Raw genomic sequence first — 24,718 nt, 5'->3', positions numbered from 1 at the left:
AAGTAGGCCCGCGCCCGTACCCACGGCTTACGGCGCCACCGCCGCCGTACCGCTCCCGGCGATGGTGGCCGGCGTCGGCGCGGCCGGCGCGGGGACGATCGGCGGTGTCCAGGGCAGCTCGACGGAGACGGTCTTGCCGCCCTCCCGGGTGGGCCGGATCCGGAGCCGGCCGCCGCACTCCGCCGTCAGCCAGCGAATGATCACCATGCCCCGGCCGTTGTCCTGCTGGACGGCGGCCGGCAGGCGCTTGGGCAGCCGGGGGTGGCTGTCGGTGACGCCGACCCGCAGCCACTGGTCGTGGTCGAGGGCCAGGTCCACCGTGAAGGTGGGTGACATGCCGAGCGTGTGCTGCACCGCGTTGGTCGCCAGCTCGGAGACGATCAGCCGGACGGTCTCCGCCGCGTCCGCCTCCGCCGGCAGCCCCCACTCCGCCAGGGTCCCGACCACGTAGGTGCGCGCGGCGGCCACCGAGGCGGGATCGCTCGGCAGAGTGACGGATGCTTCCAGATGGTCTGCCATGGCGACCTCGTCCCTTTCCCACGGGCCCGCCGTCCGACGCTCCGACACGGAGCGGCTGGTTCGAGTACGGTCCCGCACTGGTGGTTCGTCCGCCAGAGTGCCATCACCGCGGGGGCGCCGGGCGGCGATCCCCCAAGATGTGCATATATCTGTCGCTCGAAGCGGTGAACTCTGCGACGGCAGAGCGTATTCGGGCGGCATGGGGACAGCGCCCGGGAAGCGGGGGAGATGGCCATGCAGCACGGTCCGGTCGTGCGCCGGCGGAAGCTGGGCGCGGAACTGCGCGCCCTGCGCGCGGCGGCGGGGATCACCAGCGGCGAGGCGGCCCGGCTGGTGGGCTGGCACCAGTCGAAGGTCAGCCGGATCGAGACCGGGACCAGCGGGGTGAGACCGGCCGACGTGCGCCTGCTGCTGGACGCCTACGGGGTGCACGACCCCCGGTTACGGGAGCTGCTCTCGACGCTGGCGGGCGCCGAGGACGCCGGCGCGGGCCGGCACCACTGGTGGCATCCGTACCGCGGGGTGCTGCCCCCGGCCTACCGGGACTTCCTCAGCCTGGAGTCGCAGGCGCGGGCGATGCGCACCCTGGAGACCAGCGTGGTCCCGGGGCTGCTGCAGACCCCGGAGTACGCCCGGGCGGTGACCCGGGCCGCGGTGGACGGGCTGCCCGACGAACGGCTCGACACGCTGGTCAAGGTGCGCCTCGCCCGGCAGGACGTGCTGCACGGGGATCCGCCGCTGCGGCTGAGCGCGGTGCTCGACGAGGCTGTGCTGCGCCGGCAGGTCGGCGGGGCCGGGGTGATGGCCCGTCAGCTGACCCGTCTCGTGGCGGCGGCGCGGCTGCCGCACGTGCGGCTCCAGGTCCTGCCGTTCAGCGCCGGGGCGCACGTGGGTGTCACCGGCCCTTTCGTAATCTTCTCTTTTTCGAGCACTTCTGATCTGGATGTGGTCGTTCTCGACCAACTGACGAGTAGTTTCCATCTCGAACGGAAAGAAGACCTGGAGGCCTACACCGAGGCCTTCACCACCCTCTCGATCCATGCTCTTTCGCCCGAGGACTCGTTGGACTTCATCGCCGCGACAGCGGCAGGCGCGTAAGGAGGCACCATGTCCGCACTTCCTCGGTACATCCCGTCCAGCACCGCTCTGCACGGCGTGCGCTGGCTGCGCAGCAGCCACAGCACCGGTGCGAACAACTGCGTGGAGACGGCCCGGCCGCGGGTCGGCCCCTGGGCCGGCCTGCTCGCCGTGCGCGACTCCAAGGACCCCGCGGGGCCCGCGCTGCTCTTCTCCCCCGGGAGCTGGGCCGCCTTCACGGCCGGCGTCTGACCGACGCTCACGGCCGCGTCTCACCGATCACCCGTACCGCGCGCGCGACCTGCCGCTCCGTCAGGTCCGCGCGCGCGGTCAGCCGGAGCCGGGAGACGCCGTCGGGCACGGACGGGGGCCGGAAGCACCCCACGGACAGCCCGGCCGCCCGGCACTCCGCCGCCCACCCCACGGCCGCCTGCGGCGAGGGCGCCCGCACCGAGACGACGGCGGCGTCGGGACGTACCGCGTCCAGGCCCGCGGCGGTGAGCCGCGCGTGCAGCTCGGCCGCCACCGCCCGCGCCCGCCCCGCCCGCTCCGGCTCCCGGCCCAGCAGTCTGAGCGCCGCGAGGGCCGCGCCCGCCGCCGCGGGGGCCAGCCCGGTGTCGAAGATGAACGTCCGGGCGGTGTTGACCAGATGGGCGATCACCCGGGCGGGCCCGAGCACGGCACCGCCCTGGCCGCCCAGCGACTTCGACAGGGTGACCGTCGCGACCACGTCGTCCGCGCCCGCGAGGCCGGCCGCGTGCGGCGCGCCCCGGCCACCCTCGCCCAGCACCCCGAGGCCGTGCGCGTCGTCCACCAGCAGGCCGGCGCCGCGCTCGCGGCACGCCGCGGCGAGGGCGGCCAGCGGGGCGGCGTCGCCGTCGACGGAGAAGACGGTGTCGGAGACGGCGACGGCGGGCCCGTCGTGCGTGCGCAGCGCCTTGCGGACGGCGTCCGGGTCGGCGTGCGCCACGACCTGCGTGGTGCCCCGGGCCAGTCGGCAGCCGTCGATCAGCGAGGCGTGGTTGCCCGCGTCGGAGACGACGAGCGAGCCGTGCGGCGCGAGCGCGGTGACCGCGGCGAGGTTGGCCGCGTAGCCGGAGGAGAGCACCAGGGCCGCCTCGAAGCCGCAGAAGGCGGCCAGTTCGCGCTCCAGCTCGGTGTGCAGCCCGGTCGTGCCGGTCACCAGCCGGGAGCCGGTCGCGCCGGCGCCCCAGGTGCGGGCCGCCCGGGCCGCCCCCTCGGCGACCTCGGGGTGCCGGGCCAGCCCGAGGTAGTCGTTGCTCGCCAGGTCGAGCAGCGGGGAGTCGGCCGGACGGGGGCGCAGGACCCGTTCGAGGCCGGCCCGGCGGCGTTGCTCCGCCTGCTCGTCGATCCAGCCGAACGCCATGCTCGGTCCCCCGCTCGTGCGTCGGTGTGTTTGTAGGCAGTGGACAGACATTAGCCGGACATACGCCCGCCCGAGGTGTGGCAATACCCACACAGTGAACGGCGCGCGTTGTGCGAAGTCTCCTTGGCCCGGGGGCGTCCGGTAGGACAGGATCGGCTCTCATGGACCTGCTGAACACGCTGGTGGACAAGGGGCTTCGGCGCGCGGCGCCGACCCGCGAGGAGGCGCTCGCCGTCCTCGCCACTTCAGACGACGACCTGCTCGACGTGGTGGCCGCGGCCGGCAAGGTGCGCCGTCACTGGTTCGGCCGACGGGTGAAGCTCAACTACCTCGTCAACCTCAAGTCGGGCCTGTGCCCCGAGGACTGCTCCTACTGCTCGCAGCGGCTCGGCTCGACCGCCGGGATCCTCAAGTACACCTGGCTCAAGCCCGGCGAGGCGTCCGACGCCGCCGCCGCCGGTGTGGCCGGCGGGGCCAAGCGGGTGTGCCTGGTGGCCAGCGGGCGCGGTCCGACCGACCGGGACGTGGACCGGGTCTCGGACACCATCAAGGCCATCAAGGAGCAGAACGCCGAGGTCGAGGTGTGCGCCTGCCTGGGGCTGCTCTCCGACGGCCAGGCGGAGCGGCTGCGGGCGGCCGGCGCGGACGCCTACAACCACAACCTGAACACCTCCGAGGCGACGTACGGGGACATCACCACCACGCACACGTACGCCGACCGGGTGGACACGGTGCGGAAGGCGCACGGGGCGGGCCTGTCCGCCTGCTCCGGGCTCATCGCGGGCATGGGCGAGAGCGACGCGGACCTGGTCGACGTGGTGTTCGCGCTGCGGGACCTCGACCCCGACTCGGTGCCGGTCAACTTCCTGATCCCGTTCGAGGGCACCCCGCTGGCCAAGGAGTGGAACCTCACTCCGCAGCGGTGCCTGCGCATCCTGGCGATGACCCGGTTCGTCTGCCCGGACGTCGAGGTGCGCATCGCCGGTGGCCGCGAGGTGCACCTGCGCACCCTGCAGCCGCTGGCCCTGCACCTGGCCAACTCCATCTTCCTGGGCGACTACCTGACCAGCGAGGGCCAGGCGGGCAAGGCCGACCTGGAGATGATCGTGGACGCCGGCTTCGAGGTGGAGGGCGCGGACGAGGTGACGCTGCCGAAGCACCGCGCGGATGTCGCGGCCGGGTGCGCCTCCTCCGCGGGGGCCGAGGGGTGCGGGTCGCACGAGGGCGGCGGTGGGTGCGGGACGCACGGCGGCGGCGGTGGGTGCGGGTCGCACGAGGGCGCGGGAGTCTGCGGTTCCGTGCCGGCCGCGGCCTCGGACGGGTCCGCGGGGACGGCGGGCGGGCCCCGTACGGACCTGGTCGCCGTGCGCCGCCGGGGCGCGGGGACGGACGTCGCGCCCAATGCCTGACCCGTACGGCCTGGACACCGCCGAGCTGCTGGCCCTGGACCGGCGGCACGTCTGGCACCCCTACGGCCCGATGCCCGGCCGGCAGGACCCGCTCGTCGTCGCCTCGGCGAGCGGGGTGCGGCTGCGGCTCGCGGACGACGGGGGCGAGCTGGTCGACGGCATGTCCTCGTGGTGGTCGGCGATCCACGGCTACAACCACCCGGTGCTGAACGAGGCGGCGCGCGAGCAGTTGGCGCGGATGAGCCACGTGATGTTCGGCGGGCTCACCCACGAGCCCGCCGTCCGCCTGACGAAGCTCCTTGTCGACATGTCGCCCGAGGGCCTGGAGCACGTCTTCCTCGCCGACTCCGGCTCGGTGTCGGTCGAGGTCGCCGTCAAGATGTGCCTGCAGTACTGGCGTTCGCTGGGCCGCCCCGGCAAGCGCCGCCTGCTCACCTGGCGCGGCGGCTACCACGGGGACACCTGGCAGCCGATGTCGGTGTGCGACCCCGAGGGCGGCATGCACGAGCTGTGGTCGGGGGTGCTGCCCCGTCAGCTCTTCGCGGACGCGCCGCCGGCGGAGTACGAGGAGGCGTACGCGGAGCACCTGCGCGAGATGGTCGAGCGGCACGCCGACGAGCTGGCCGCGGTGATCGTGGAGCCGGTGGTGCAGGGCGCGGGCGGGATGCGGTTCCACTCCCCCGCCTACCTGCGCGTGCTGCGCGAGGCGTGCGACGCGCACGGCGTGCTGCTGGTGTTCGACGAGATCGCCACCGGCTTCGGGCGCACCGGCGAGCTGTTCGCGGCGGGGCACGCGGCGGTGACGCCGGACGTGATGTGCGTCGGCAAGGCGCTGACCGGCGGGTACCTGACGCTGGCGGCCACCCTGTGCACGGCGGAGGTGGCCGAGGGGATCTCCCGGGGCGAGGTGCCGGTGCTCGCGCACGGGCCGACCTTCATGGGCAACCCGCTCGCCGCGGCCGTCGCCTGCGCCTCGGTCGGGCTGCTGCTCGGCCAGGACTGGCGCGGGGAGGTCAAGCGGATCGAGGCGGGCCTGCGGGACGGCCTCGCGCCGGCCGCCGAACTGCCCGGCGTGGCCGACGTGCGGGTGCTCGGCGCCATCGGGGTGGTGCAGCTCGACCACCCCGTCGACCTGGCCGCCGCCACCCGGGCGGCGGTGCGCGAGGGCGTGTGGCTGCGGCCGTTCCGCGACCTCGTCTACACGATGCCGCCGTACGTCACCGGGGACGGGGACGTGGCACGGATCGCCCGCGCGGTGTGCGCGGCGGCGCGGGAGGGATGACATGCCGGTACTGGTGATCACGGGCACGGGCACGGAGGTCGGCAAGACAGTGGCGACCGCCGCCGTCGCCGCCGCGGCGCTCGCGGCCGGCCGGACGGTGGCCGTGCTCAAGGCGGCGCAGACCGGCGTGGGGCCGGACGAGCCGGGCGACGCGGCGGAGGTCGCGCGCCTGGCGGGCGGGGTGACGACGGCCGAGGTGGCCCGCTACCCCGAGCCGCTGGCGCCCGCCACGGCCGCGCGCCGGGCCGGACGTGCCCCGGTGCGCCCGGCGGACGTGGCCGAGGCGGCGGCGAAGCTGGCCACCGAGCACGACCTGGTGCTGGTCGAGGGGGCGGGCGGCCTGCTGGTCCGCTTCGACGCGGTGGGCGGCACACTGGCCGACGCGGCCTCGCTGCTCAGCGCGCCGGTGCTGCTCGTGGCGTCGGCGGGGCTCGGCACGCTCAACACGACGGAGCTGACGGCGCGCGAGCTGCGCACCCGCGGACTGCGCCTGGAGGGCGTGGTGATCGGCAGCTGGCCCGAGGCCCCGGACCTCGCCTCCCGCTGCAATGTGGCCGACCTGCCCGAGGTCGCCGCCGCCCCGCTGCTCGGCGCCGTCCCGGCGGACGCGGCGTCCCTCGCCCCGGCCGCCTTCCGCGGGGCGGCCCCGGGGTGGCTGGCGCCCCGGCTGGCGGGCACGTGGGACGCGGGGGCGTTCGGGGAGCGCGAGTCGCCCTGACGTGGGTGCGCGGCATCCGGGCGGGGAAGACTCGTAGGACGAGAAGCCTCACCCCGCGAGGGAGGACCCATGGCGCCGCGCTCCGGCCGGTCCCGCCAGGTGCCGCGGGACGCCGTCCACCATCCGCTGTTCGCCCGCTGCTACGCCCGGGTCAGCGAGCGCGCCGAGACCCGCCTGGGCCTGGGCGGGCTGCGCCGGCGGCTGCTCGCCGGGGCGTCCGGGCGGGTGATCGAGGTCGGCGCGGGCAACGGACTCAACTTCGCGCACTATCCGGGCGGCGTCTCGGAGGTGGTCGCCATCGAGCCGGAGCGCCGGCTGCGGCGGCTGGCCGTCGACGCGGCGCAGCGGGCCGCGGTGCCGGTCGACGTGGCGCCGGGCGTGGCGGAGGCGCTGCCGGTCAAGAGCGAGGCGTTCGACGTGGCGGTGGTCTCGCTGGTGCTGTGCAGCGTCCGCGACCTGCCGCGGGCGCTCGCCGAGGTGCACCGGGTGCTGCGGCCCGGGGGCGAGGTGCGTTTCTTCGAGCACGGCCGGGGCGGCGGCCGGGCGATGGCCCTCACCCAGCGAGCCCTGGACCGCACGGTGTGGCCGCCGCTGTCCGGCGGCTGCCACGTCTCCCGGGACCCGGTCGCCGCCCTGCGGGAGGCCGGGTTCGTGCTCGGCCCCTACCGGCGGATCCTGCTGCCGGAGAACGGCCCGGCGCTGCCGACGTCGTACTGCGTGCTCGGCACGGCGTGGCGGCGTCCCTGAGGGCGTCCGCATGCCGGAATCCCCGGCGGGCGCACCGCGCGCGTGATCGCATCGCGGCATGACGGAACTGCGTATACGGGCCGCTGCCCCTGACGACCTCGACACGGTGCTGGCCTTCTGGAAGGCCGCCGCCGAGGGCACCAGCATCAGCGACGACCGCGCCGGTGTGGAGCGCCTGGTGGCCCGCGACCCCGGGGCGCTGATCCTCGCCGAGCGCGCCGGTGAGCTGGCCGGCACGGTGATCGCCGGCTTCGACGGCTGGCGGTGCCACCTGTACCGCCTCGCGGTCCACCCGGACCACCGCCGCCGGGGCATCGGCTCGGCGCTGCTGGCCGCCGCCGAGGAGCGGTTCGTGCGGCTCGGCGGGCGGCGCGGGGACGCCATGGTGCTGGTGCGCAACGAGCGGGCGCAGCATGCCTGGCGGGCGGCCGGGTACGCGCCCGAGGACCACTGGCGGCGCTGGGTGAAGCCCCTCGCCCAGTGAGCCGAGCGAGCGGCGCGGCCGTCCGCGCACCCACCGGAAGGCTGTGAGCACCTGCGCATGAGCGAGTCCCCGGCGTGCGACGTCGCGCGAACCTCCGCGTCCTGGCCGATCATGGAGGCGAGGTGACCCGATGACCGAAGTGCTCCTGCTGCTCGTGGCGGTCCTGCTCTCGCTCACCTGCGGTGCCTTCGTCGCGGCCGAGTTCTCGCTGACCACGGTCGAGCGCGGCGAGCTGGAGCGGGCGGCGGCGCGCGGCGAGCGGGGCGCGTCGAGCGCCCTCAAGGCGGTGCGCGGTCTGACGTTCCAGCTCTCCGGGGCTCAGCTGGGCATCACGGTGACCAACCTGGTCGTCGGCATGCTCGCCGAGCCCTCGGTGGCGGCGCTGCTCGCGGGCCCGCTGCGGGACCTCGGGGTGTCGGGTCCGGCGGCGTCCTCGCTGGCCCTCGTCCTGGGCACGGCGCTCTCCACGGTCTTCCTGATGATCGTCGGCGAGCTGGTGCCGAAGAACTGGGCGATCTCCGCGCCGCTGGCGATGGCCAAGCGGGTGGGCGGCCCGCAGCGCTGGTTCAGCGCGGCCTTCCGGCCCTTCATCGCCCACCTGAACAACACCGCCAACCGCGTGGTGCGCCGCCTCGGCGTGGAGCCGGCCGAGGAGCTGGCCTCGGCGCGCGGGCCGCAGGAGCTGGCGGCGCTGGCCCGGCACTCGGCCAAGGAGGGCGCCCTGGAGGCGGACACCGCCGAGCTGTTCGTCCGCACCCTGAACCTGGCCGACCTCACCGCGCAGCACGTGATGACCCCGCGCGTGCAGGTCGTCGCCCTGGACGAGCGCGCCACCTGCGAGGACGTCGCCAACGCCACCCGCGCCACGGGCCTGTCCCGGTTCCCCGTCTACCGGGACACCCTGGACGCGGTGGTGGGCACGGCGCACGTCAAGGACGTCCTGGCGGTGCCGTCCGAGCTCCGGGCCCGCACGCCGGTCGGCGAGCTGATGCGCGAGCCGCTCCTGGTGCCGGAGTCGCTGACCGTCGACCGGCTCCTGGACCGGCTCTCCGGGCGGCGGACGATGGCCGTGGTGATCGACGAGTACGGCGGCACGGCGGGCGTGGCCACCCTTGAGGACATCGTGGAGGAGGTCGTCGGCGAGGTGCGCGACGAGCACGATCCGCACGAGACGCCCGAGCTGGACCCGGCGGGCACCGACGACCAGGGCCGCGTGCAGTATTGGGCGGACGGCTCGGCCCGGGTGGACCGCCTGGAGCGCCTCGGCTTCCGGGTGCCGGACGGTCCGTACGAGACGGTGGCGGGCCTGGTCGCGGCCGGGCTCGGGCGGATCCCGGCCGTGGGCGACAGCGTGCGGGTGGCCGGCTGGCAACTGGACGTCGCGGACGCCACCGGGCACCGCGCGGCCCGGGTGCTGCTGCACGCGCCGCCGCCCGACCTGCCCCCGGGCGGCGACGGGGAGGGGCTCCGGTGACCGCCGTACAGCTCCTCATCGGCCTGGCGACGCTGGTCGTCAACGCCTTCTTCGTGGGCGCCGAGTTCGCGCTGATCTCGGTGCGCCGCAGCCAGGTCGAGCCGTACGCGGAGCAGGGCGACCGGCGCGCGGGGCGGGTGCTGTGGGGCCTGGAGCACGTCTCGGCGCTGATGGCGGCGGCCCAGCTCGGCATCACGCTGTGCACGCTGGTCCTCGGCATCGTCGCGGAGCCGGCCATCGCGCACTTGCTGGAGCCGGTCTTCCACGCGGTCGGGGTGCCCTCGGGGGCCGGGCACGCCGTGTCCTTCGTGATCGCGCTCGCCCTGGCCACCTACCTGCACATGCTGCTCGGCGAGATGGTGCCGAAGAACGTCGCGCTGGCCGAACCGGTGCGCAGCGCGCTGCTGCTCGGCCCGCCGCTGGTGGCGCTGTCCCGGGCGCTGCGGCCGATCATCTTCACCGTCAACGCGCTGGCGAACGGCGCGCTGAAGCTGCTGCGGGTGGAGGCCAAGGACGAGGTGTCGGCGACCTTCACGGACGCCCAGCTGGCCGAGATCGTCAAGGACGCCGGCGAGGCCGGGCTGATCGACGACCGGGCACAGGAGCGGCTGAACGACGCCCTGGAGCTGGGCCGCCGCCCGGTGCGGGACGTGGTGCTGCCGCTGGAGCGGGTGGTGCACGCGCGCGTGGGCATCACCCCGGAGCAGTTGGAGCGGCTGGCGGCGGAGTCCGGCTTCTCGCGCTTCCCGGTGGTGGACGACGGCCGGCGCATCACCGGCTACCTGCACGTGAAGGACGCCCTGGACGCCCCGGCCGGCACCGTGCCGTTCCGCCGCGCGGACATGCGGCCCATCGCCCGGGTGCGGGAGGCCACCCCGATGGACGACGTGCTGACGGCGATGCGCCGCAGCCGCACCCACCTGGCCGCCGTCCTCGGCTCGGACGGCCGGCTGGCCGGCCTGGTGACCATGGAGGACGTGCTGCGGGAGCTGTTCGGCCGGCGGGCCTGACGACGGTCGCCCCCGGGGGGCGGGGGCGACCGACCGGCGGGTATGGCGGGCGGGTTACCATCGCTGTCGCCATGCAGACACCTCCCGCCTACTCCAGCCTCGTCGCCGTCGGCGACTCCTTCACCGAGGGCATGTCCGACCGGATGCCCGACGGCGGCTACCGGGGCTGGGCGGACCTCCTGGCCGCACGGATGGCGGCCCGGGCCCCCGGCTTCCGGTACGCGAACCTCGCGGTGCGCGGCAAGCTGATCGGCCAGATCGTGCACGAGCAGGTCGACGTCGCCGCCGCCATGGGCGCCGACGTGATCACCCTGGTCGGCGGGTTGAACGACACGCTGCGCCCCAAGTGCGACATGGTCCGGGTGCGGGACCTGCTCACCGAGGCCGTGGAGCGGCTGACCCCGGCCTGCGAGCAGCTGGTGCTGATGCGCAGCCCCGCCCGGCAGGGCCCGGTCCTGGAGCGGTTCCGGCCCCGGATGGAGGCGCTGTTCGAGATCGTGGACGGCCTGGCGGCCGAGCACGGCGCCGTCGTCGTGGACCTGTACGGCGCGGCCTCGCTGGCCGACCCGCGGATGTGGGACGTGGACCGGCTGCATCTGACCGCCGAGGGCCATCGCCGGGTCGCCGAGGCCGTCTGGCAGACCCTCGGCCACGAGGCCGAGGACACCGGCTGGCACCTGCCGATGGCCCTGACGCCCCCACCCGGCTGGCTGCTGCGCCGCACCGCCGACGTCCGCTTCGCCCGGCAGCACCTGCTGCCCTGGATAGGCCGCCGCCTGACCGGCCGCTCCTCCGGCGACGGCCTGCCGCCGAAGCGCCCCGGCCTCCTGCCGTACGAGGCCGGGCACGACGCCGAGCACCCGGCCTCGTAGCTTCCGACGAACCCCCCCGGTGGCGCCGACCTGCACGAACCGCCAGTAGACTCCGTACACGTGACTTCCGCTGCCGCCAAGCCCCGCATCCCGAACGTCCTCGCCGGACGGTACGCCTCCGCCGAACTGGCCGTGCTCTGGTCGCCCGAGCAGAAGGTGAGGCTGGAGCGGCAGCTCTGGCTCGCCGTGCTCCGTGCCCAGCAGGACCTCGGCGTCGAGGTGCCCGACGCCGCGCTCGCCGACTACGAGCGGGTGCTCGACCAGGTCGACCTCGGCTCGATCGCCGAGCGCGAGAAGGTCACGCGGCACGACGTGAAGGCGCGGATCGAGGAGTTCAACGCGCTGGCCGGGCACGAGCACGTGCACAAGGGCATGACCTCCCGCGACCTCACGGAGAACGTCGAGCAGCTCCAGATCCGGCTCTCCCTGGAGCTGGTCCGGGACCGCACCGTGGCCGTCCTGGCCCGCCTCGGCAGGCTGGCCGGCGAGTACGGCGAGCTGGTCATGGCCGGCCGCTCGCACAACGTGGCCGCGCAGGCCACCACGCTGGGCAAGCGCTTCGCGACCGCCGCCGACGAGCTGCTCGTGGCGTACGGCCGGGTCGAGGAGCTGCTCGGCCGGTACCCGCTGCGCGGCATCAAGGGCCCGGTCGGCACCGCCCAGGACATGCTCGACCTGCTCGGCGGCGACGCCGGCCGGCTCGCCGAGCTGGAGCAGCGCATCGCCGCGCACCTCGGCTTCGCGCAGGCCTTCACCTCCGTCGGCCAGGTCTACCCGCGCTCCCTGGACTACGAGGTCGTCACCGCGCTGGTGCAGCTGGCGGCGGCGCCGTCCTCGCTGGCGAAGACCATCCGGCTGATGGCCGGGCACGAGCTGGTCACCGAGGGCTTCAAGCCCGGCCAGGTCGGCTCCTCGGCGATGCCGCACAAGATGAACACCCGCTCCTGCGAGCGCGTCAACGGCCTGATGGTGATCCTGCGCGGGTACGCCTCGATGACCGGCGAGCTGGCGGGCGACCAGTGGAACGAGGGTGACGTGTCCTGCTCGGTGGTGCGCCGGGTCGCCCTGCCGGACGCGTTCTTCGCCCTGGACGGCCTGCTGGAGACCTTCCTGACCGTCCTCGACGAGTTCGGCGCCTTCCCGGCCGTCGTCGCCCGCGAGCTGGACCGCTACCTTCCGTTCCTGGCCACCACGAAGGTGCTGATGGGCGCGGTGCGCGCCGGCGTGGGCCGCGAGGTCGCGCACGAGGCCATCAAGGAGAACGCGGTCGCCTCGGCGCTGGCCATGCGCGAGCAGGGCGCCGAGCGCAACGAGCTGCTCGACAAGCTGGCCGCCGACGCGCGCATCCCGCTGGACCGCGCGGCCCTGGACGCGCTGATGGCCGACAAGCTGTCCTTCACCGGCGCCGCCGCCGACCAGGTCGGTGCCGTCGTCGGGCGGATCGAGGAGATCGCCAAGCAGCACCCCGAGGCGGCCGGCTACACCCCCGGGGCGATCCTCTGACGCCCCGGCCCACCCGGGCCTCGCGCCCCACCCCGGCCGAGCTGGAGGCGGCCCGCGACCGCCTGGTGCCGGACGTGGCCGCCGAGGGCCTGCGGGTGCTCTTCTGCGGCATCAACCCCGGTTTGATGTCGGCGGCCACGGGCCACCACTTCGCCCGTCCCGGCAACCGCTTCTGGCCGGTGCTGCACCGCTCCGGCTTCACTCCCCGGCAGCTGAGGCCGGACGAGGAGCAGGAGTTGCTGGCCCACGGGCTCGGCATCACCAACGTGGTGGCGCGGGCGAGCGCGCGGGCCGACGAGCTGAGCCCCGAGGAGTACGCGGAGGGCGGGCGGCTGCTGGCCGAGAAGGTGGCGCGGCTGCGGCCCCGATGGCTGGCGGTCGTCGGCGTGACCGCCTACCGGGCGGCCTTCGCAGACCGCACCGCCAGGGTCGGCCCGCAGGAGCGGACCATAGGCGGGGCGCGGGTGTGGGTGCTGCCCAACCCGAGCGGGCTCAACGCGCACTGGACGGCGGCCTCGATGGCCGAGGAGTTCGCGCGGCTGCGCGAGGCGGCGGCCGGCGCGGACGGTCACGGCGGGGCGGTCTCCGCCACGACGCCGAGCAGCTGAAACGGCAGCTCCCGGTCCCACTGGGAGACGCCGAGGGCGATCCAGCGGCCCGTGCCCGGCACCTGCCACAGGTGGACGTCCGGCACATGGCCGCTCAGTCCGGCCCAGGGCTCCCCGACCTCCTCGCCCCGCACGCTGCGGTCGAACACGCTGTAGAGGCTGATGTGCTGCGGAGCCCCCCAGCGGGCGCCGAGCCGCTCGGCGAGGCCGTCCAGGTCGGCCGCGTACTGCGCCTCCGTCTCCTCCCACGCGCTGCCGTCCCCCTCCCAGAAGCCCTCGCTGGTCTGTAAGGCGGCTATGTGGAAGCCGGGTCCGCTCTCACCGTGCTCCGTCCGGCCGGGCGCCGCGGGGAACTCCCGGGCGCACAGCAGGTCGATGAGGGCGAGGCTCTCGGCGATGTCCATGGGGTCCAGTAAAGCGGGCACCACTGACAACTGGCCGTGCGGCAGCGGCCTTGACGCTCCCTCAGGCGTCCCGGCGCCCCACCCGCCAGGCACCCCATAGCAGCGCCGCCCCCGCCCACAGCGCCGCGACCCCGAGCCCGCTCCACGGGCCGAGCATGCCGTCCGGGTCGCTGTGCAGGGCGACTTGGTCCCTGGGCGCCGGGGTGAGGCGGGCCGGCGGAGCGGAACGGTCGGTACCGGGGCTCGCCGCGGGCCCGGCGGCGAAGTACGATCCGGCCACACACGCGCACGAGCTGGGAGGACGGACCTTGGGCGGGCTGACCGGCGGGGATCCGTCGCTGCTGCGGAGGATCAACTCCGCGGTCGTGCTGCACGCGCTGCGTGCCACCGACTGCGCGACGCTGACCGAGATCACCCGGGTGACGGGCCTGTCCCGGCCGACCGTCGAGGGCGTCGTGGACGGCCTGATGGAGACCGGTCTGGTGGTGGAGAAGGCCGCCGACGAGGGGGCGGCACGCCGGCAGGGGCGGCCCGCGCGCCGGTTCCGGTTCCGGGCGGAGGCGGGGCACCTGCTCGGCCTGGAGATCGGGCCGCACCGGGTGGCCGCGCTGCTGTCGGGCCTGGACGGCCGGGTGATCGGCGCGCAGGCCAAGGAGGTGGACGAGACCGCGTCGGCGGACGAGCGCCTGGAACGGCTGCGCACGGCGGTCGCCGAGCTGCTGCGCCGGGCGGGCGTGCCGCGCGGCTCGCTGCGGGCGGTGGGCGCCGCCACGCCGGGCATCGTGGAGGCGGACGGCACGGTGCGGCTGAGCACCGCGCTGCCCGAGTGGACGGGGCTGCGGCTCGGGGAGCGGCTGAGCCGGTCCTTCAAGTGCCCGGTGCTGGTGGAGAACGACGCGAACGCGGCGGCGGTGGCCGAGCACTGGAAGGGCGCCGCCACCGAGTCCGACGACGTGGTGTTCGTGCTGGCCGGGCTGAGCCCGGGGGCCGGGGCGCTGATCGGCGGCCGGCTGCACCGGGGGTACGGCGGCGCGGCCGGGGAGATCGGCGCGCTGCACCTCCTTGGCCGGGGTGTGACGCCGGAGACGCTGCTGTCCACGACCGACCGGCCGCTGCACCCGCTGGACGAGCAGGCGGTGGCCCGGGTCTTCAAGCAGGCCCGGGAGGGCGACCCCTTGGCCCGGGAGGCCGTCGACCGCTTCCTCCAGCGCCTGGTGCACGACGTGGCGGCGCTGGTCCTCGCCCTCGACCCGGAGCTGCTCGTCATCGGCGGCTGGGCGGCCGGCCTCGACGGGGTCCTGGAACCGCTGCGCGAGGAGCTGGGCCGCTTCTGCCTGCGGCCGCCCCGCGTGACGCTGTCGCTGCTCGGCGAGGCCGCCGTGGCGACGGGTGCGCTGCGGCTCGCCCTGGACCACGTGGAGGAGCAGTTGTTCGCGGTGGAGGGGGCGACGGCGCGCCGCTGACCCGTCGGTGGCGGGACGGCGCGCCGGGCGCGAAGGTCAGGAGGGCCGGCGCGTCGGGCGCGGCGGTCAGGAGGCGCGGGTCTGCGGGCCGTGGTCTATCCGCACGTCCCCCGACTCGCCGAAGGTGAGCCGGCAGGTGTCCGCGCGGTAGGTGGCCACGGAGAGGGCGGCGGTGCGGCCCCCGGCCAGGTAGCGGGTGGTGACCACCAGGACGGGCGCGCCGGGCAGCCGGTCCAGCTCCTTCGCGTCCTCGGCGCCGGCCGAGCCCAGCTCCACGGCGCTCTCCTGGCGGCCCTGTTCGGCGCGCTGGAGTTCGCGCAGGACGGCACGCGCGCGTGCGGGTCCCGAGGGCGCGTCGATCCCGGACAGCTCGGGCACCGAGGCGCGGGGCACGTACAGCAGCTCGGCGGCGACGGGCTGGCCGTGCGTCACGCGGGAGCGGCGCAGGATGTGCACGGCCTCGTCCGGCGCGGTCCCGAGGTCGTCGGCGACGGGCGCGGGGGGCGCCTGGAGGACGCAGTCGACGGGCTGCCAGGCGTCGTCGGCCGCGCCCGGCCACGCCTGCCCGCCCGTGCCGACGGCGACGCCGACGCGCGGCGGGGCGACGGTGGTGCCGACGCCGCGGCGGCGCTGCAGGCGGCCCTCCAGTTCGAGCTGTTCCAGGGCCTGGCGGAGCGTGGCGCGGGCGACGCCGAAGCGGGCCGCGAGGTCGCGTTCGTTGGGCAGGATCTCGCCCACCGAGAACTCCGAGTCCAGGGCCTCGCTGAGCACGGTCCTGAGATGCCAGTACTTCGGTTCCGGTACCGGTTCCAACTGCGTGGTCCCCACCCTGTCCTCCGCAATCGCCGTGGTCCGGCGGCGTTTTGACGCCCTTGTTTATTAAAGGTTGTTGCAGTTCTCTGCGACCATAAGGCGGCCCAGACCCTTGGTCAAGACCAATCCTCGTACCGGTGGGGGTGTCCGGACGGGACGTGACAAAGGGTTCATGGGCTGTTCGCGCCCGTTCGCACGCCGGACATCCGGGTGCGGCCCAGGTCACGCGCGAGGTCTACCCGTCGGTAGCTCTTGCTGACAGGCTGTCTACGCGTACCGAGTCAGCATCGACGAGGAGCCCGACCCATGGACAGCACGCTCACCTTCCCCGCCGGCACCCCGCACGGCACCCGCGACGTCACCCTCGCCCACACGCGCGTGGGCGCCGGCGAACCGCTGCTCCTGGTGCACGGCATCGGCCACCACCGGCAGGCCTGGGAGCCGGTGACCGGCATCCTGGCCGCCGAGCGCGAGGTGGTCGCCGTGGACCTGCCGGGCTGCGGCGAGTCGCCCGGCCTGCCGACCGGACTGCCCTACGACCCGGCCACGCTCGCGGCCGTCCTCGGCGCGTTCTGCACCGCCCTCGGCTGGCAGCGCCCGCACGTGGCCGGCAACTCGCTGGGCGGGCTGCTCGCGCTGGTGCTCGGCCGGGAGGACCTGGTGCGCTCGGTGACCGCCCTCTCCCCCGCCGGCTTCTGGACCGAGGCCGAGCGGCGCTACGACTTCGGGGTCCTCGCCGGGATGCGGCGCGGCGCCCGGAGCGTGCCGGCGCCGCTGCTCGGGCGGCTGGCCCGCACGGCGGCCGGCCGCGCGGCCCTCACCGGCACGGTGTACGCCCGTCCCGGGCGCCGCTCGCCCGAAGCGGTGGTCGCCGAGACGCTGGCCCTCGCCCGGGCCGAGGGCTTCGCCGAGACGCTGCGGGCCGGGCGCGGCGTGCGGTTCACCGACGACGTGATCGGCCCGCCCGTGACCGTCGCCTGGGGCAGCCGGGACCAGCTGCTCCTGCCCCGCCAGGGCATCCGCGCCAAGCGCGCCCTGCCGCACGCCCGCCTGATCCGCCTCCCGGCCTGCGGCCACGTCCCGATGAACGACGACCCGGCGCTGGTCGCCCGCGTGATCCTCGACGGCACGCGCGCGGTACGCACGCCGGCGGCGCAACTCCGGGTCGTCGGCCAGTAGTCGCGGGCCGGCCTGTGACCCACGGGCCGGCTGGCACCTCGCTGGCCGGCTCCCAGGCCGGCGGTCGGCTTCAGGCCAGCTGGTCGGCTCCCGCAGGCCGACGGTCGGCTCCCAGGCCGGCTTGGTAGGCCCCCCACAGGCAGGCGGTCGGCTCGCAGGACGGCTGGTCGGCTCGCAGGGCGCCGCGGGTCCCCTCGTAGAGTGAGGGCCACGCGCCCGGATCCAGGGCACGGGCGCGGCACTCCGGGGGGGGGAGCCACATGACGTCGAGCGAGCGCAGCGCCGCCTGGGAGGTGCTCGTGCCCGCCGTCGCGGCGCCGGCGCGCAGCCGGGGGCGGGCGCTTCAGGAGGCGCTGCGGCAGGCGGTGCGCTCGGGGCGGCTCGTGGCGGGCACCCGGCTGCCGTCCAGCCGGGACCTTGCCGGCGACCTCGGGGTCTCGCGCGGGCTGGTGACGGAGGCGTACGAGCAGCTGACGGCGGAGGGGTACCTGCGCAGCGGGCGGGGCGCCGGCACCTGGGTCGGCGAGGCGGTGCGGGCCGCCCGCACGCCCGCGCGCGACCTCGCCCCGCGCCCCCGGGGCGTCCACGCCGGCTTCGTGCCGGGGACACCGGACCTGTCGCTGTTCCCGCGCCCGGCGTGGGCGGCGGCCCAGCGCGCCGTCCTCGCGGGCCTCGCGCACGAGGACCTCGGCTACCCCGACCCGCGCGGACTGCCCCGGCTGCGGACGGCGCTGGCCGGGCTGCTCGCCCGGCGCCGGGGCGTGGTCGCGGACCCGGAGCGGATCGTCGTCGTCTCGGGCGTGGCCCAGGCGACCACGCTGCTCGGCTTCGTGCTGCACGCGCGCGGGACGCGCACGGTGGGCGTCGAGGACCCCGGCAGCCCGCAGCACAGCGAGCTGTACGCGGCGGCGGGCGTCTCCACCGTGCCGCTGCCCCTGGACGGGGAGGGCCTGGAGCCGGGCGCGCTCAGGGCCTCGGGCGTGCGGTGCGTGGTGACGACGCCCGCCCACCAGTTCCCCACCGGCATCGCCTACTCGGCCCGGCGGCGCGCCGAACTCCTCGCCTGGGCCCGCTCGGTGGACGGGCTGATCCTGGAGGACGACTACGACGGCGACTTCCGCTACGACCGCGCCCCGGTGGGCGCCCTCCAGGGCCTCGACCCCGAACACGTCGCCTACACGGGGTCGGTGAGCAAGTCCCTCGCACCGGGACTGCGCCTCGGCTGGCTGCTGGTGCCGGAGCGGCTGGCGGCCGAGGTGGTCGAGCGCAAGCGGACCCTGGACCTCGGCCACCCCTCCCTCGACCAGGCCGCCTTCGCCCACTTCGTGGAACGCGGGGACTACGACCGCCAGTTGCGGGCCTGCCAGCGCGCCTACCGTGAGCGGCGCGACACCCTGGTCGCCGCGCTGGCGGAGCACTTCCCCGGCTCCCGGGTCTCCGGCATCGCCGCGGGCCTGCACGCCATCGCCGCACTGCCGGGGCGCCACGGGCCCGAGGAGCGCTTCCTGGCCCGCGCGGCGGAGTCCGGCGTCGAGGTGCGGGCTCTGACGCAGTACCGGCACGGCACGGCGGGCGCGGCGGCCGACGGCGAGGTGCGGCTGGTCCTCGGGTACGCGCACCTGACCCCGGCCCGGATCCGGGCCGGGGTGGAGCTGATGGCGAAGGCCGCCGGCGACGGGGTCCCGTAATCTGGCCGGCGGGCCGCGCGCCGGCGTCATCCCCCGGTGCGCGGCCGACACCGGGGCGGACGGGAGCGGACGCATCGGGCAGGAGCGGCCGGATGGTGGAAACCGCAACAAACTCGCCGTAAGTGTTCTTTACCCACCGGACACAAGGCGTTCGTGATCACGCAATACCGTTCCTCCACAGTGGCAGCATGACTCGAGACGTGTCCGCAGTGACCGAGGCCGCCGCCCGCCTGACGGGGAGCGGCACCTGGGTACCCGCCATGCTCCTGGCCTCGGTGGCCGCCCTCATCGCCACCGCCGCCCTGCACACCTGGCGATCACGCCGCCACGACCACGCGCCGCCGACGGACGATACCGGCGCCCGGCCGGCGCCCGCGGCGGCGCCGGCCGGGACGGGCGAGGAGAGCGCCCTGTGGCGGATGCGCACCACCGTGCGGGACGCCCCGGGCTCCCTCGCGGCGCTGTGCGGGTCCCTCGCCGACCGGCGGGTGGACATCCTCAGCCTCCAGACGCACCCGCTCGCCGAGGGCACGGTGGACGAGTTCCTGCTCCGCGTCCCGGCCGGACTGGCCGGCTCCGAGCTGGCCGAGGCGGCCACGGCGGCCGGGGGCCGCGACACCTGGACCGAGCGGGCCGACGCCCACGACCTCGTCGACGCGCCCACCAGGATCCTCGGCCTCGCCGCCCGCACCGCGCTGGACACCGCGGAACTACCCCTGGCGCTCCGTCAGTTGCTGGGCCGCTGCACCATCCGGTCGCTGCCCGCCACGGCGGCGGGCGCGGCGGAGGAGGTGCCCGAGGAGGGCGCCCTGGCGGAGACCGTGCTGCGGCTGCGCGCGCCCGAGGGCGGTGTCATCACCGTGGAGCGCCCGTACCTGCCCTTCACGCCGACCGAGTTCGCCCGGGCCCGGGCCCTGGTGGAGCTGGACACCCGGCTCGGCCCGCGCGTCCCGCACGGGCGGGACGAGCTGCCGCTGCCCGCGGGCAGCGGCCTCACGGTCCGCCGGGCCGACACCCGCGACCTCCCGGCGGCGCGGGCGATGCACGAGCGCTGCTCGCCGCGCACCCTCGGCCTGCGCTACCACGGTCCGGTCCGGGACGCCGACCGCTATCTGAGCCATCTGCTCAGCCCGCACCACGGCCGCACGCTGGCGGTGCAGAGCGCCTCCGGGCGGATCGTCGGCCTCGGGCACCTGCTGTGGGACGGCGACGAGACGGAGGTCGCGCTGCTCGTCGAGGACGCCTGGCAGCACCGGGGCATCGGCGGCGAACTCCTGGCCCGGCTCACCGCGATGGCCACCGAGGCGGGCTGCGCCCGGGTGTACGCCGTGACGCAGGCGTCCAACACGGCGATGGTCGCCGCCATGCGCGGCCTGGGCCTCCCCCTCGACTACCAGATCGAGGAGGGCACCCTGGTCGTCACCGCCCGCCTGGACGGGACCGGTGCCGGCGCCGACACCACTCCCCCGGCCGGGGAGCGGGTCGCCACCGAGTGACGCACCCGGGGCGCGTCACTCCGACCCGGCCAGCGCCTCCCGCAGCGGGATCGCCGTGGCCGGCTCGCCGAGCGCCCGGTCCAGGTCGGCCCAGAGGTCGCCGGCGTCCTCCAGGCCCACCGAGAGGCGCAGCAGCCGGTCGCTCACCCCGGCGCCCCGGCGGTCGCCGGCGTCCACGACGCGGTGGCTGATGGAGGCCGGGTGCTGGATGAGGGTGTCGACGCTGCCGAGGCTGACCGCCGGGGTGATCAGGCGGACCCGGGAGACGACCTCGTGCGGGTCGCCGTGCACCTCGAAGGCGATCATCGCGCCGCCGATCCGCGGGTAGTGCACCCGGGCCACCCGCGGGTCGCCGGTCAGCCGCCTGACCAGCTCGGCGGCGTTCGCCGAGGCCGCCCGGACCCGCACCGGCAGAGTGGCCAGGCCCCGCAGCAGCAGGTAGCCGGCGAGCGGGTGCAGCACGCCGCCGGTGGCGAACCGCACCTGCCGCAGCCGCCCGGCGAACTCCTCGTCGCAGGCCACCACGCCGGCCAGCACGTCCCCGTGGCCGCCCAGGTACTTGGTGGCGCTGTGCAGCACCAGCCGGGCGCCCTGCTCGGCCGGCCGCTGGAGCACCGGCGTGGCGAAGGTGTTGTCCACCAGCAGCGGCACCGAGCCGCAGGAGTGCGCGACGGCCCGCAGGTCGACCTCGGCGAGCGTCGGGTTGGCCGGCGACTCCACCAGGACCAGACCGGTGTCGGGGCGCAGCGCGTCGGTGATGCCGGCCGGGTCGGTCCAGGTGACCTCGGTGCCGAGCAGCCCGGCGGTCAGCAGGTGGTCGCTGCACCCGTACAGCGGGCGCACCGCCACCACGTGCCGCAGCCCCATGGCGCCCCGGGCCAGCAGCACGGCGCTCAGCGCGGCCATGCCGCTGGCGAAGGCGACGGCGGCCTCGGTGCCCTCCAGGCGGGCGAGGGCCGCCTCGAAGCGGGCGACGGTCGGGTTGCCGAGCCGGCCGTAGACCGGCGGCCCCTCGGGGTCGGCGCCGGTGGCGGCGAAGGCGTCGATGCGGGCGGCCTCGCCACGGCTGTCGTGGGAGGGGTAGGTCGTGGACAGGTCGATGGGCGCGGCGTGCAGCCCGAGCCCCGCGAGGTCGTCGCGGCCGGCGTGGACGGCCTCGGTGTCCAGGGCCCTCGGGGTGCGCGCGGATTCCATGGCGGCAGGTTCCATGGCGGCAGAGTGAACACCGGCCGGGCTCTCGCGGTAAACGGCCGTGCTACGTTCGGCCGATGGCCGATTCCGTCGTACTGGACCCGGTCGACCTGCACCTGCTGCGGCTGCTGCAGAACGACGCCCGGGCCACCTACCGCGACCTCGCCGCCCAGGTCGGCGTGGCCCCCTCCACCTGCCTGGACCGGGTGACCCGGCTGCGGCGGGCCGGGGTGATCCTCGGCCACCGCCTCGAACTGGACCCGGCGCGCCTCGGCCGCGGCCTTCAGGCGCTGCTGTCGGTGCAGGTCAGGCCGCACCGGCGGGAGCTGGTGGGCCCGTTCGTGGACCGGATCCGGGCGCTGCCGGAGTCGCGCACCGTCTTCCACCTCACCGGCCCCGACGACTACCTGGTGCACGTCGCCGTCGCCGACATGGCGGACCTGCAACGCCTGGTCCTGGACGAGTTCACCTCCCGCCGCGAGGTGGCCCGCGTGGAGACGCGGCTGATCTTCCAGCAGTGGGACTGCGGCCCCCTGCTGCCGCCCTGAGAAAGCCGGACGGGGAAGGCCGGACGGGGCTGACGCGGCACCGGTGTCCGTACGAGGATGGCGGCATGTCAGAGATCACGAACCCGCTGCCCCGCCAGGTCGCCGACGCCTACGTCGACGATCTGATCGCCCTCGACCCGGTCACCGGCACCTACCTCGGCGCGCCGGAGAGCTCCAGCCGCCTGCCCGACCTGTCGCCCGCCGGGCAGGAGGCCCTCGCCCGGCTGGCCCGCACCACCCTCGACCGCCTCGCCGAGGCGGAGCGCAGGCCGGGCGGGGACAGCGACGTCGAGCGGCGCTGCGCCAAGCTGCTGCGGGAGCGCCTGACCGCCGAACTCGCCGTGCACGAGGCGGAGGAGGGGCTGCGCGCGGTCGGCAACATGGGCACCGCCGCGCACTCCGTGCGGGAGGTCTTCACGATCACGCCGACCGAGACGGACGAGGACTGGTCGCGGGTCGCCGAGCGGCTGCGCGCGGTGCCGGCCGCCCTCGCCGGCTACCGCGAGTCGCTCGAACTCGGCCTGGAGCGCAAGCTGTACGCGGCGCCCCGCCCGGTCGCCACCTTCGTCGGGCAGCTCGGCGAGTGGGCTGACACCGGCGAGGGCCGGGGCTGGTTCGAGGACTTCGCGGCCCCCGGACCCGAGGCGCTGCGCGCGGAGCTGGACGCGGCGGCCCGGGGCGCCACCGCGGCCGTGGCGGAGCTGCGGGACTTCCTGCGCGACGTGTACGCGCCGGCCGTCGCGGGCGCCCCCGACACGGCGGGCCGGGAGCGCTACGCCCGCTGGGCGCGCTACTTCAACGGCACCGACCTGGACCTGGACGAGGCGTACGCGTACGGCTGGGACGAGTACCGGCGGCTGCTCGGCGAGATGCGCGAGGAGGCGGAGAAGGTGCTGCCGGGCGCCGAGACGCCCTGGGTGGCGCTGGCGCACCTGGACGAGCACGGCCGGCACGTCGAGGGCGTGGACGAGGTCCGGGACTGGCTGCAGGGCCTGATGGACCGGGCGATCGAGGCGCTGGACGGCACGCACTTCGAACTCGCGGAGCGGGTGCGGCGGGTGGAGTCGCGGATCGCCCCGGCGGGCAGCGCCGCCGCGCCGTACTACACCTCGCCGTCGGAGGACTTCTCGCGGCCGGGCCGGACCTGGCTGCCGACGATGGGGCAGACCCGCTTCCCGGTCTACGACCTGGTCTCCACCTGGTACCACGAGGGCGTGCCGGGCCACCACCTCCAGCTGGCCCAGTGGACGCACGTGGCCGAGGACCTCTCCCGCTACCAGGCGTCCGTCGGCATGGTCAGCGCCAACGCCGAGGGCTGGGCGCTCTACGCGGAGCGGCTGATGGACGAGCTGGGCTTCCTCACCGACGCCGAGGAGCGGCTCGGCTACCTGGACGCCCAGATGATGCGGGCGGTGCGGGTCATCGTGGACATCGGCATGCACCTGGAGCTGGAGATCCCGGCGGACTCGCCGTTCCACCCGGGCGAGCGCTGGACCCCGGAGCTGGCGCAGGAGTTCTTCGGCGCGCACAGCAGCCGCCCGGCGGACTTCGTGGAGAGCGAGCTGACCCGGTACCTGTCGATCCCGGGCCAGGCGATCGGCTACAAGCTCGGCGAGCGGGCCTGGCTGATCGGCCGGGAGAACGCCCGTGCCCGGCACGGCGACGCCTTCGACGCCAAAGCCTGGCACATGGCCGCCCTCTCGCAGGGCTCGCTGGGCCTGGACGACCTGGTGGACGAGTTGTCGCGGCTCTGAGCCGGCTCCTGCCGCCGCCCGTCAGCAGCCGCAGTCGTCGGCGCCGACGGGCGCGGTCAGCGGGTCGGCGGGGCGCCGCTCCTCGCCCTGCCAGGTCTCGTAGGGGAGGCCCTCGCGCGCCCAGTACTCGAAGCCGCCGAGCATCTCCTTGACCCGGTAGCCGAGTTCGGCGAGCGCGAGGGCGGCCCGGGCGGCGCCGTTGCAGCCCGGGCCCCAGCAGTAGGTGACGACCGGCACGGACGGGTCGAGGAGCCGCTCGGCCTGCTCGGCGATGAGCGCGGTCGGCAGGTGGACGGCACCGGGGACGTGGCCCTGGTCCCACGCCTCGGTGGAGCGGGAGTCGAGGACGACGAACCCGGGGTCGCCCCCGGCGGTGAGCGCGGCGGCGACGTCGGAGACGTCGGCGTGGAAGGCGAGGCTCGCCCGGAAGTGGGCGGCGGCCTCGGCCGGCGCGGCGGGGGCGACGCGCAGGACGGCGTTGGCGGCGGGGGCGGTGGCAGTGGCTGTGGCGTTCATCCGGGGGCCTCTCGCGGGTGATCTCCTGGAGCAGGAAATCTACGGAGAACGTCCGGCGCCCTGAAGGGAGCAACCCCGGCACTTCTCTTGATCCGCCGTGGATTCCACTGCTATGCATGGCCCATGACCGCGTATTCCCCCGACGCCACCGACTGGCTCATCCTCGACGCCCTCCAGCAGGACGGGCGGGCGAGCTTCGCCGACCTGGCCCGTGCCGTCTCCATGTCCGCGAGCGCGGTCACCGAACGCGTGCGGCGGCTCGAGGAGGCGGGGGTCATCCAGGGCTACTCGGCGGTCGTGGACCCCGACCGGCTGGGGCTACCGATCCTGGCCTTCGTGCGGCTCAGGTACCCCACCGGCAACTACAAGCCGTTCCACGACCTGGTCGCGGTCACGCCGGAGATCCTGGAGGCGCACCACGTCACCGGGGACGACTGCTTCGTCATCAAGGTCGCGGCCCGCTCGATGCGCCACCTGGAGGAGGTCTCCGGGCGGATCGGGGCGCTCGGCTCGGTGACGACGAGCGTCGTCTACTCCTCCCCGCTCCCCCGCCGCGCCCTGGGCCGCTGAGCGGCG

At 75.5% G+C, this 24,718-nt stretch carries 26 protein-coding genes; 19 read left to right on the top strand and 7 right to left on the bottom strand.

What is annotated here, in order from left to right; all coding sequences use genetic code 11:
* Positions 1-27: 27 nt before the first annotated feature.
* Positions 28-519, bottom strand: coding sequence for an ATP-binding protein (locus ACGFZL_RS09260; protein ID WP_355175783.1), 492 nt, complete (start codon positions 517-519; stop codon positions 28-30).
* Between the two features lie 234 nt (positions 520-753).
* On the opposite strand from ACGFZL_RS09260, the gene ACGFZL_RS09255 reads away from it, so the two are divergent.
* Positions 754-1,617: a helix-turn-helix transcriptional regulator gene (locus ACGFZL_RS09255; RefSeq protein ID WP_355175784.1), complete on the top strand. Its 864-nt coding sequence runs from the start codon at positions 754-756 to the stop codon at positions 1,615-1,617.
* 9 nt (positions 1,618-1,626) lie between these two features.
* A complete protein-coding gene (locus ACGFZL_RS09250; RefSeq protein WP_393690277.1) occupies positions 1,627-1,848 on the top strand; it encodes a DUF397 domain-containing protein in 222 nt (73 codons plus the stop codon).
* A gap of 7 nt (positions 1,849-1,855) precedes the next feature.
* Here the strand turns inward: ACGFZL_RS09250 and ACGFZL_RS09245 are convergent, their stop codons facing one another.
* A complete protein-coding gene (locus ACGFZL_RS09245) occupies positions 1,856-2,983 on the bottom strand; it encodes an 8-amino-7-oxononanoate synthase (RefSeq protein ID WP_393690276.1) in 1,128 nt (375 codons plus the stop codon).
* Between the two features lie 161 nt (positions 2,984-3,144).
* Here ACGFZL_RS09245 and bioB point away from each other — a divergent pair, with 161 nt between their 5' ends.
* The 10 genes from bioB (at position 3,145) to mug (ending at position 13,090) form a co-directional block, all read left to right on the top strand.
* Complete coding sequence (gene bioB / locus ACGFZL_RS09240; protein ID WP_393690275.1) at positions 3,145-4,392, top strand: biotin synthase BioB; 1,248 nt, start codon at positions 3,145-3,147, stop codon at positions 4,390-4,392.
* The gene (locus ACGFZL_RS09235) at positions 4,385-5,674 is read left to right on the top strand and encodes an adenosylmethionine--8-amino-7-oxononanoate transaminase (protein ID WP_393690274.1); all 1,290 of its coding nucleotides are present in this window, start codon (positions 4,385-4,387) and stop codon (positions 5,672-5,674) included. The genes bioB and ACGFZL_RS09235 overlap by 8 nt, the downstream gene beginning before the upstream one ends.
* 1 nt (position 5,675) lies before the next feature.
* On the top strand, positions 5,676-6,392 hold the full coding sequence (bioD, locus tag ACGFZL_RS09230; RefSeq protein WP_393690273.1) for a dethiobiotin synthase: 717 nt from the start codon (positions 5,676-5,678) through the stop codon (positions 6,390-6,392).
* A gap of 69 nt (positions 6,393-6,461) precedes the next feature.
* The gene (locus ACGFZL_RS09225; protein WP_393690272.1) at positions 6,462-7,139 is read left to right on the top strand and encodes a class I SAM-dependent methyltransferase; all 678 of its coding nucleotides are present in this window, start codon (positions 6,462-6,464) and stop codon (positions 7,137-7,139) included.
* Between the two features lie 58 nt (positions 7,140-7,197).
* Positions 7,198-7,623, top strand: a complete 426-nt coding sequence (locus tag ACGFZL_RS09220; RefSeq protein ID WP_393690271.1) for a GNAT family N-acetyltransferase — start codon at positions 7,198-7,200, stop codon at positions 7,621-7,623.
* Between the two features lie 130 nt (positions 7,624-7,753).
* Entirely contained in the window at positions 7,754-9,097 is a 1,344-nt protein-coding gene (locus ACGFZL_RS09215; protein WP_393690270.1) for a hemolysin family protein, read from the top strand.
* Positions 9,094-10,107 carry a hemolysin family protein gene (locus tag ACGFZL_RS09210; RefSeq protein ID WP_393690269.1) on the top strand — a complete coding sequence of 338 codons (1,014 nt, stop codon included), beginning with the start codon at positions 9,094-9,096 and terminating at the stop codon, positions 10,105-10,107. Before ACGFZL_RS09215 ends, ACGFZL_RS09210 begins: the two co-directional genes overlap by 4 nt.
* A gap of 71 nt (positions 10,108-10,178) precedes the next feature.
* Positions 10,179-10,979, top strand: coding sequence for an SGNH/GDSL hydrolase family protein (locus ACGFZL_RS09205; protein ID WP_393690268.1), 801 nt, complete (start codon positions 10,179-10,181; stop codon positions 10,977-10,979).
* Between the two features lie 60 nt (positions 10,980-11,039).
* Complete coding sequence (gene purB / locus ACGFZL_RS09200; protein ID WP_393690267.1) at positions 11,040-12,482, top strand: adenylosuccinate lyase; 1,443 nt, start codon at positions 11,040-11,042, stop codon at positions 12,480-12,482.
* Between the two features lie 74 nt (positions 12,483-12,556).
* Entirely contained in the window at positions 12,557-13,090 is a 534-nt protein-coding gene (mug, locus tag ACGFZL_RS09195; RefSeq protein ID WP_393690266.1) for a G/U mismatch-specific DNA glycosylase, read from the top strand.
* Here mug and ACGFZL_RS09190 read toward each other — a convergent pair.
* Together ACGFZL_RS09190 and ACGFZL_RS09185 are read right to left on the bottom strand one after the other, a co-directional pair.
* Entirely contained in the window at positions 13,051-13,494 is a 444-nt protein-coding gene (locus ACGFZL_RS09190; protein WP_355175797.1) for a hypothetical protein, read from the bottom strand. The genes mug and ACGFZL_RS09190 overlap by 40 nt on opposite strands.
* Before the next feature lie 61 nt (positions 13,495-13,555).
* Entirely contained in the window at positions 13,556-13,774 is a 219-nt protein-coding gene (locus ACGFZL_RS09185) for a hypothetical protein (RefSeq protein ID WP_393690265.1), read from the bottom strand.
* A gap of 28 nt (positions 13,775-13,802) precedes the next feature.
* Here ACGFZL_RS09185 and ACGFZL_RS09180 point away from each other — a divergent pair, with 28 nt between their 5' ends.
* Positions 13,803-14,957, top strand: coding sequence for an ROK family transcriptional regulator (locus ACGFZL_RS09180; protein WP_393690264.1), 1,155 nt, complete (start codon positions 13,803-13,805; stop codon positions 14,955-14,957).
* Between the two features lie 66 nt (positions 14,958-15,023).
* On the opposite strand, the gene ACGFZL_RS09175 is transcribed toward ACGFZL_RS09180, so the two are convergent.
* A complete protein-coding gene (locus ACGFZL_RS09175; RefSeq protein WP_355175799.1) occupies positions 15,024-15,785 on the bottom strand; it encodes a GntR family transcriptional regulator in 762 nt (253 codons plus the stop codon).
* Between the two features lie 291 nt (positions 15,786-16,076).
* Here ACGFZL_RS09175 and ACGFZL_RS09170 point away from each other — a divergent pair, with 291 nt between their 5' ends.
* The 3 genes from ACGFZL_RS09170 (at position 16,077) to ACGFZL_RS09160 (ending at position 20,133) form a co-directional block, all read left to right on the top strand.
* Positions 16,077-16,949 carry an alpha/beta fold hydrolase gene (locus ACGFZL_RS09170; RefSeq protein WP_393690263.1) on the top strand — a complete coding sequence of 291 codons (873 nt, stop codon included), beginning with the start codon at positions 16,077-16,079 and terminating at the stop codon, positions 16,947-16,949.
* A 260-nt stretch (positions 16,950-17,209) separates the two neighbouring features.
* Complete coding sequence (locus tag ACGFZL_RS09165) at positions 17,210-18,637, top strand: PLP-dependent aminotransferase family protein (protein ID WP_393690262.1); 1,428 nt, start codon at positions 17,210-17,212, stop codon at positions 18,635-18,637.
* 188 nt (positions 18,638-18,825) lie between these two features.
* The gene (locus ACGFZL_RS09160; protein ID WP_393690261.1) at positions 18,826-20,133 is read left to right on the top strand and encodes a GNAT family N-acetyltransferase; all 1,308 of its coding nucleotides are present in this window, start codon (positions 18,826-18,828) and stop codon (positions 20,131-20,133) included.
* 15 nt (positions 20,134-20,148) lie between these two features.
* On the opposite strand, the gene ACGFZL_RS09155 is transcribed toward ACGFZL_RS09160, so the two are convergent.
* Complete coding sequence (locus ACGFZL_RS09155; protein ID WP_393690260.1) at positions 20,149-21,342, bottom strand: trans-sulfuration enzyme family protein; 1,194 nt, start codon at positions 21,340-21,342, stop codon at positions 20,149-20,151.
* 59 nt (positions 21,343-21,401) lie between these two features.
* Here ACGFZL_RS09155 and ACGFZL_RS09150 point away from each other — a divergent pair, with 59 nt between their 5' ends.
* Together ACGFZL_RS09150 and ACGFZL_RS09145 are read left to right on the top strand one after the other, a co-directional pair.
* On the top strand, positions 21,402-21,872 hold the full coding sequence (locus ACGFZL_RS09150; protein ID WP_355175804.1) for an Lrp/AsnC family transcriptional regulator: 471 nt from the start codon (positions 21,402-21,404) through the stop codon (positions 21,870-21,872).
* 65 nt (positions 21,873-21,937) lie between these two features.
* Positions 21,938-23,626, top strand: a complete 1,689-nt coding sequence (locus ACGFZL_RS09145; protein WP_393690259.1) for a DUF885 domain-containing protein — start codon at positions 21,938-21,940, stop codon at positions 23,624-23,626.
* 21 nt (positions 23,627-23,647) lie between these two features.
* On the opposite strand, the gene ACGFZL_RS09140 is transcribed toward ACGFZL_RS09145, so the two are convergent.
* Positions 23,648-24,142, bottom strand: coding sequence for a rhodanese-like domain-containing protein (locus ACGFZL_RS09140; RefSeq protein WP_393690258.1), 495 nt, complete (start codon positions 24,140-24,142; stop codon positions 23,648-23,650).
* Positions 24,143-24,265: 123 nt separating this feature from the next.
* Between ACGFZL_RS09140 and ACGFZL_RS09135 the strand changes: the two genes are divergently transcribed.
* Entirely contained in the window at positions 24,266-24,712 is a 447-nt protein-coding gene (locus tag ACGFZL_RS09135; protein ID WP_355175807.1) for an Lrp/AsnC family transcriptional regulator, read from the top strand.
* Positions 24,713-24,718 lie beyond the last annotated feature (6 nt).

Source organism: Streptomyces sp. NPDC048182 (assembly GCF_043202555.1).
Lineage (GTDB): Bacteria > Actinomycetota > Actinomycetes > Streptomycetales > Streptomycetaceae > Streptomyces.
The sequence above is the reverse complement of the archived record's forward strand: the minus strand, read 5'-3'. Positions and strand labels throughout refer to the sequence as shown.

Coding starts and splice junctions, on each gene's coding strand:
- ACGFZL_RS09260 (WP_355175783.1), bottom strand. CDS start 519: ATGGCAGACCATCTGGAAGCATCCGTCACTCTGCCGAGCGATCCCGCC.
- ACGFZL_RS09255 (WP_355175784.1), top strand. CDS start 754: ATGCAGCACGGTCCGGTCGTGCGCCGGCGGAAGCTGGGCGCGGAACTG.
- ACGFZL_RS09250 (WP_393690277.1), top strand. CDS start 1,627: ATGTCCGCACTTCCTCGGTACATCCCGTCCAGCACCGCTCTGCACGGC.
- ACGFZL_RS09245 (WP_393690276.1), bottom strand. CDS start 2,983: ATGGCGTTCGGCTGGATCGACGAGCAGGCGGAGCAACGCCGCCGGGCC.
- bioB (WP_393690275.1), top strand. CDS start 3,145: ATGGACCTGCTGAACACGCTGGTGGACAAGGGGCTTCGGCGCGCGGCG.
- ACGFZL_RS09235 (WP_393690274.1), top strand. CDS start 4,385: ATGCCTGACCCGTACGGCCTGGACACCGCCGAGCTGCTGGCCCTGGAC.
- bioD (WP_393690273.1), top strand. CDS start 5,676: ATGCCGGTACTGGTGATCACGGGCACGGGCACGGAGGTCGGCAAGACA.
- ACGFZL_RS09225 (WP_393690272.1), top strand. CDS start 6,462: ATGGCGCCGCGCTCCGGCCGGTCCCGCCAGGTGCCGCGGGACGCCGTC.
- ACGFZL_RS09220 (WP_393690271.1), top strand. CDS start 7,198: ATGACGGAACTGCGTATACGGGCCGCTGCCCCTGACGACCTCGACACG.
- ACGFZL_RS09215 (WP_393690270.1), top strand. CDS start 7,754: ATGACCGAAGTGCTCCTGCTGCTCGTGGCGGTCCTGCTCTCGCTCACC.
- ACGFZL_RS09205 (WP_393690268.1), top strand. CDS start 10,179: ATGCAGACACCTCCCGCCTACTCCAGCCTCGTCGCCGTCGGCGACTCC.
- ACGFZL_RS09190 (WP_355175797.1), bottom strand. CDS start 13,494: ATGGACATCGCCGAGAGCCTCGCCCTCATCGACCTGCTGTGCGCCCGG.
- ACGFZL_RS09170 (WP_393690263.1), top strand. CDS start 16,077: ATGGACAGCACGCTCACCTTCCCCGCCGGCACCCCGCACGGCACCCGC.
- ACGFZL_RS09165 (WP_393690262.1), top strand. CDS start 17,210: ATGACGTCGAGCGAGCGCAGCGCCGCCTGGGAGGTGCTCGTGCCCGCC.
- ACGFZL_RS09160 (WP_393690261.1), top strand. CDS start 18,826: ATGACTCGAGACGTGTCCGCAGTGACCGAGGCCGCCGCCCGCCTGACG.
- ACGFZL_RS09155 (WP_393690260.1), bottom strand. CDS start 21,342: ATGGAACCTGCCGCCATGGAATCCGCGCGCACCCCGAGGGCCCTGGAC.
- ACGFZL_RS09150 (WP_355175804.1), top strand. CDS start 21,402: ATGGCCGATTCCGTCGTACTGGACCCGGTCGACCTGCACCTGCTGCGG.
- ACGFZL_RS09145 (WP_393690259.1), top strand. CDS start 21,938: ATGTCAGAGATCACGAACCCGCTGCCCCGCCAGGTCGCCGACGCCTAC.
- ACGFZL_RS09140 (WP_393690258.1), bottom strand. CDS start 24,142: ATGAACGCCACAGCCACTGCCACCGCCCCCGCCGCCAACGCCGTCCTG.
- ACGFZL_RS09135 (WP_355175807.1), top strand. CDS start 24,266: ATGACCGCGTATTCCCCCGACGCCACCGACTGGCTCATCCTCGACGCC.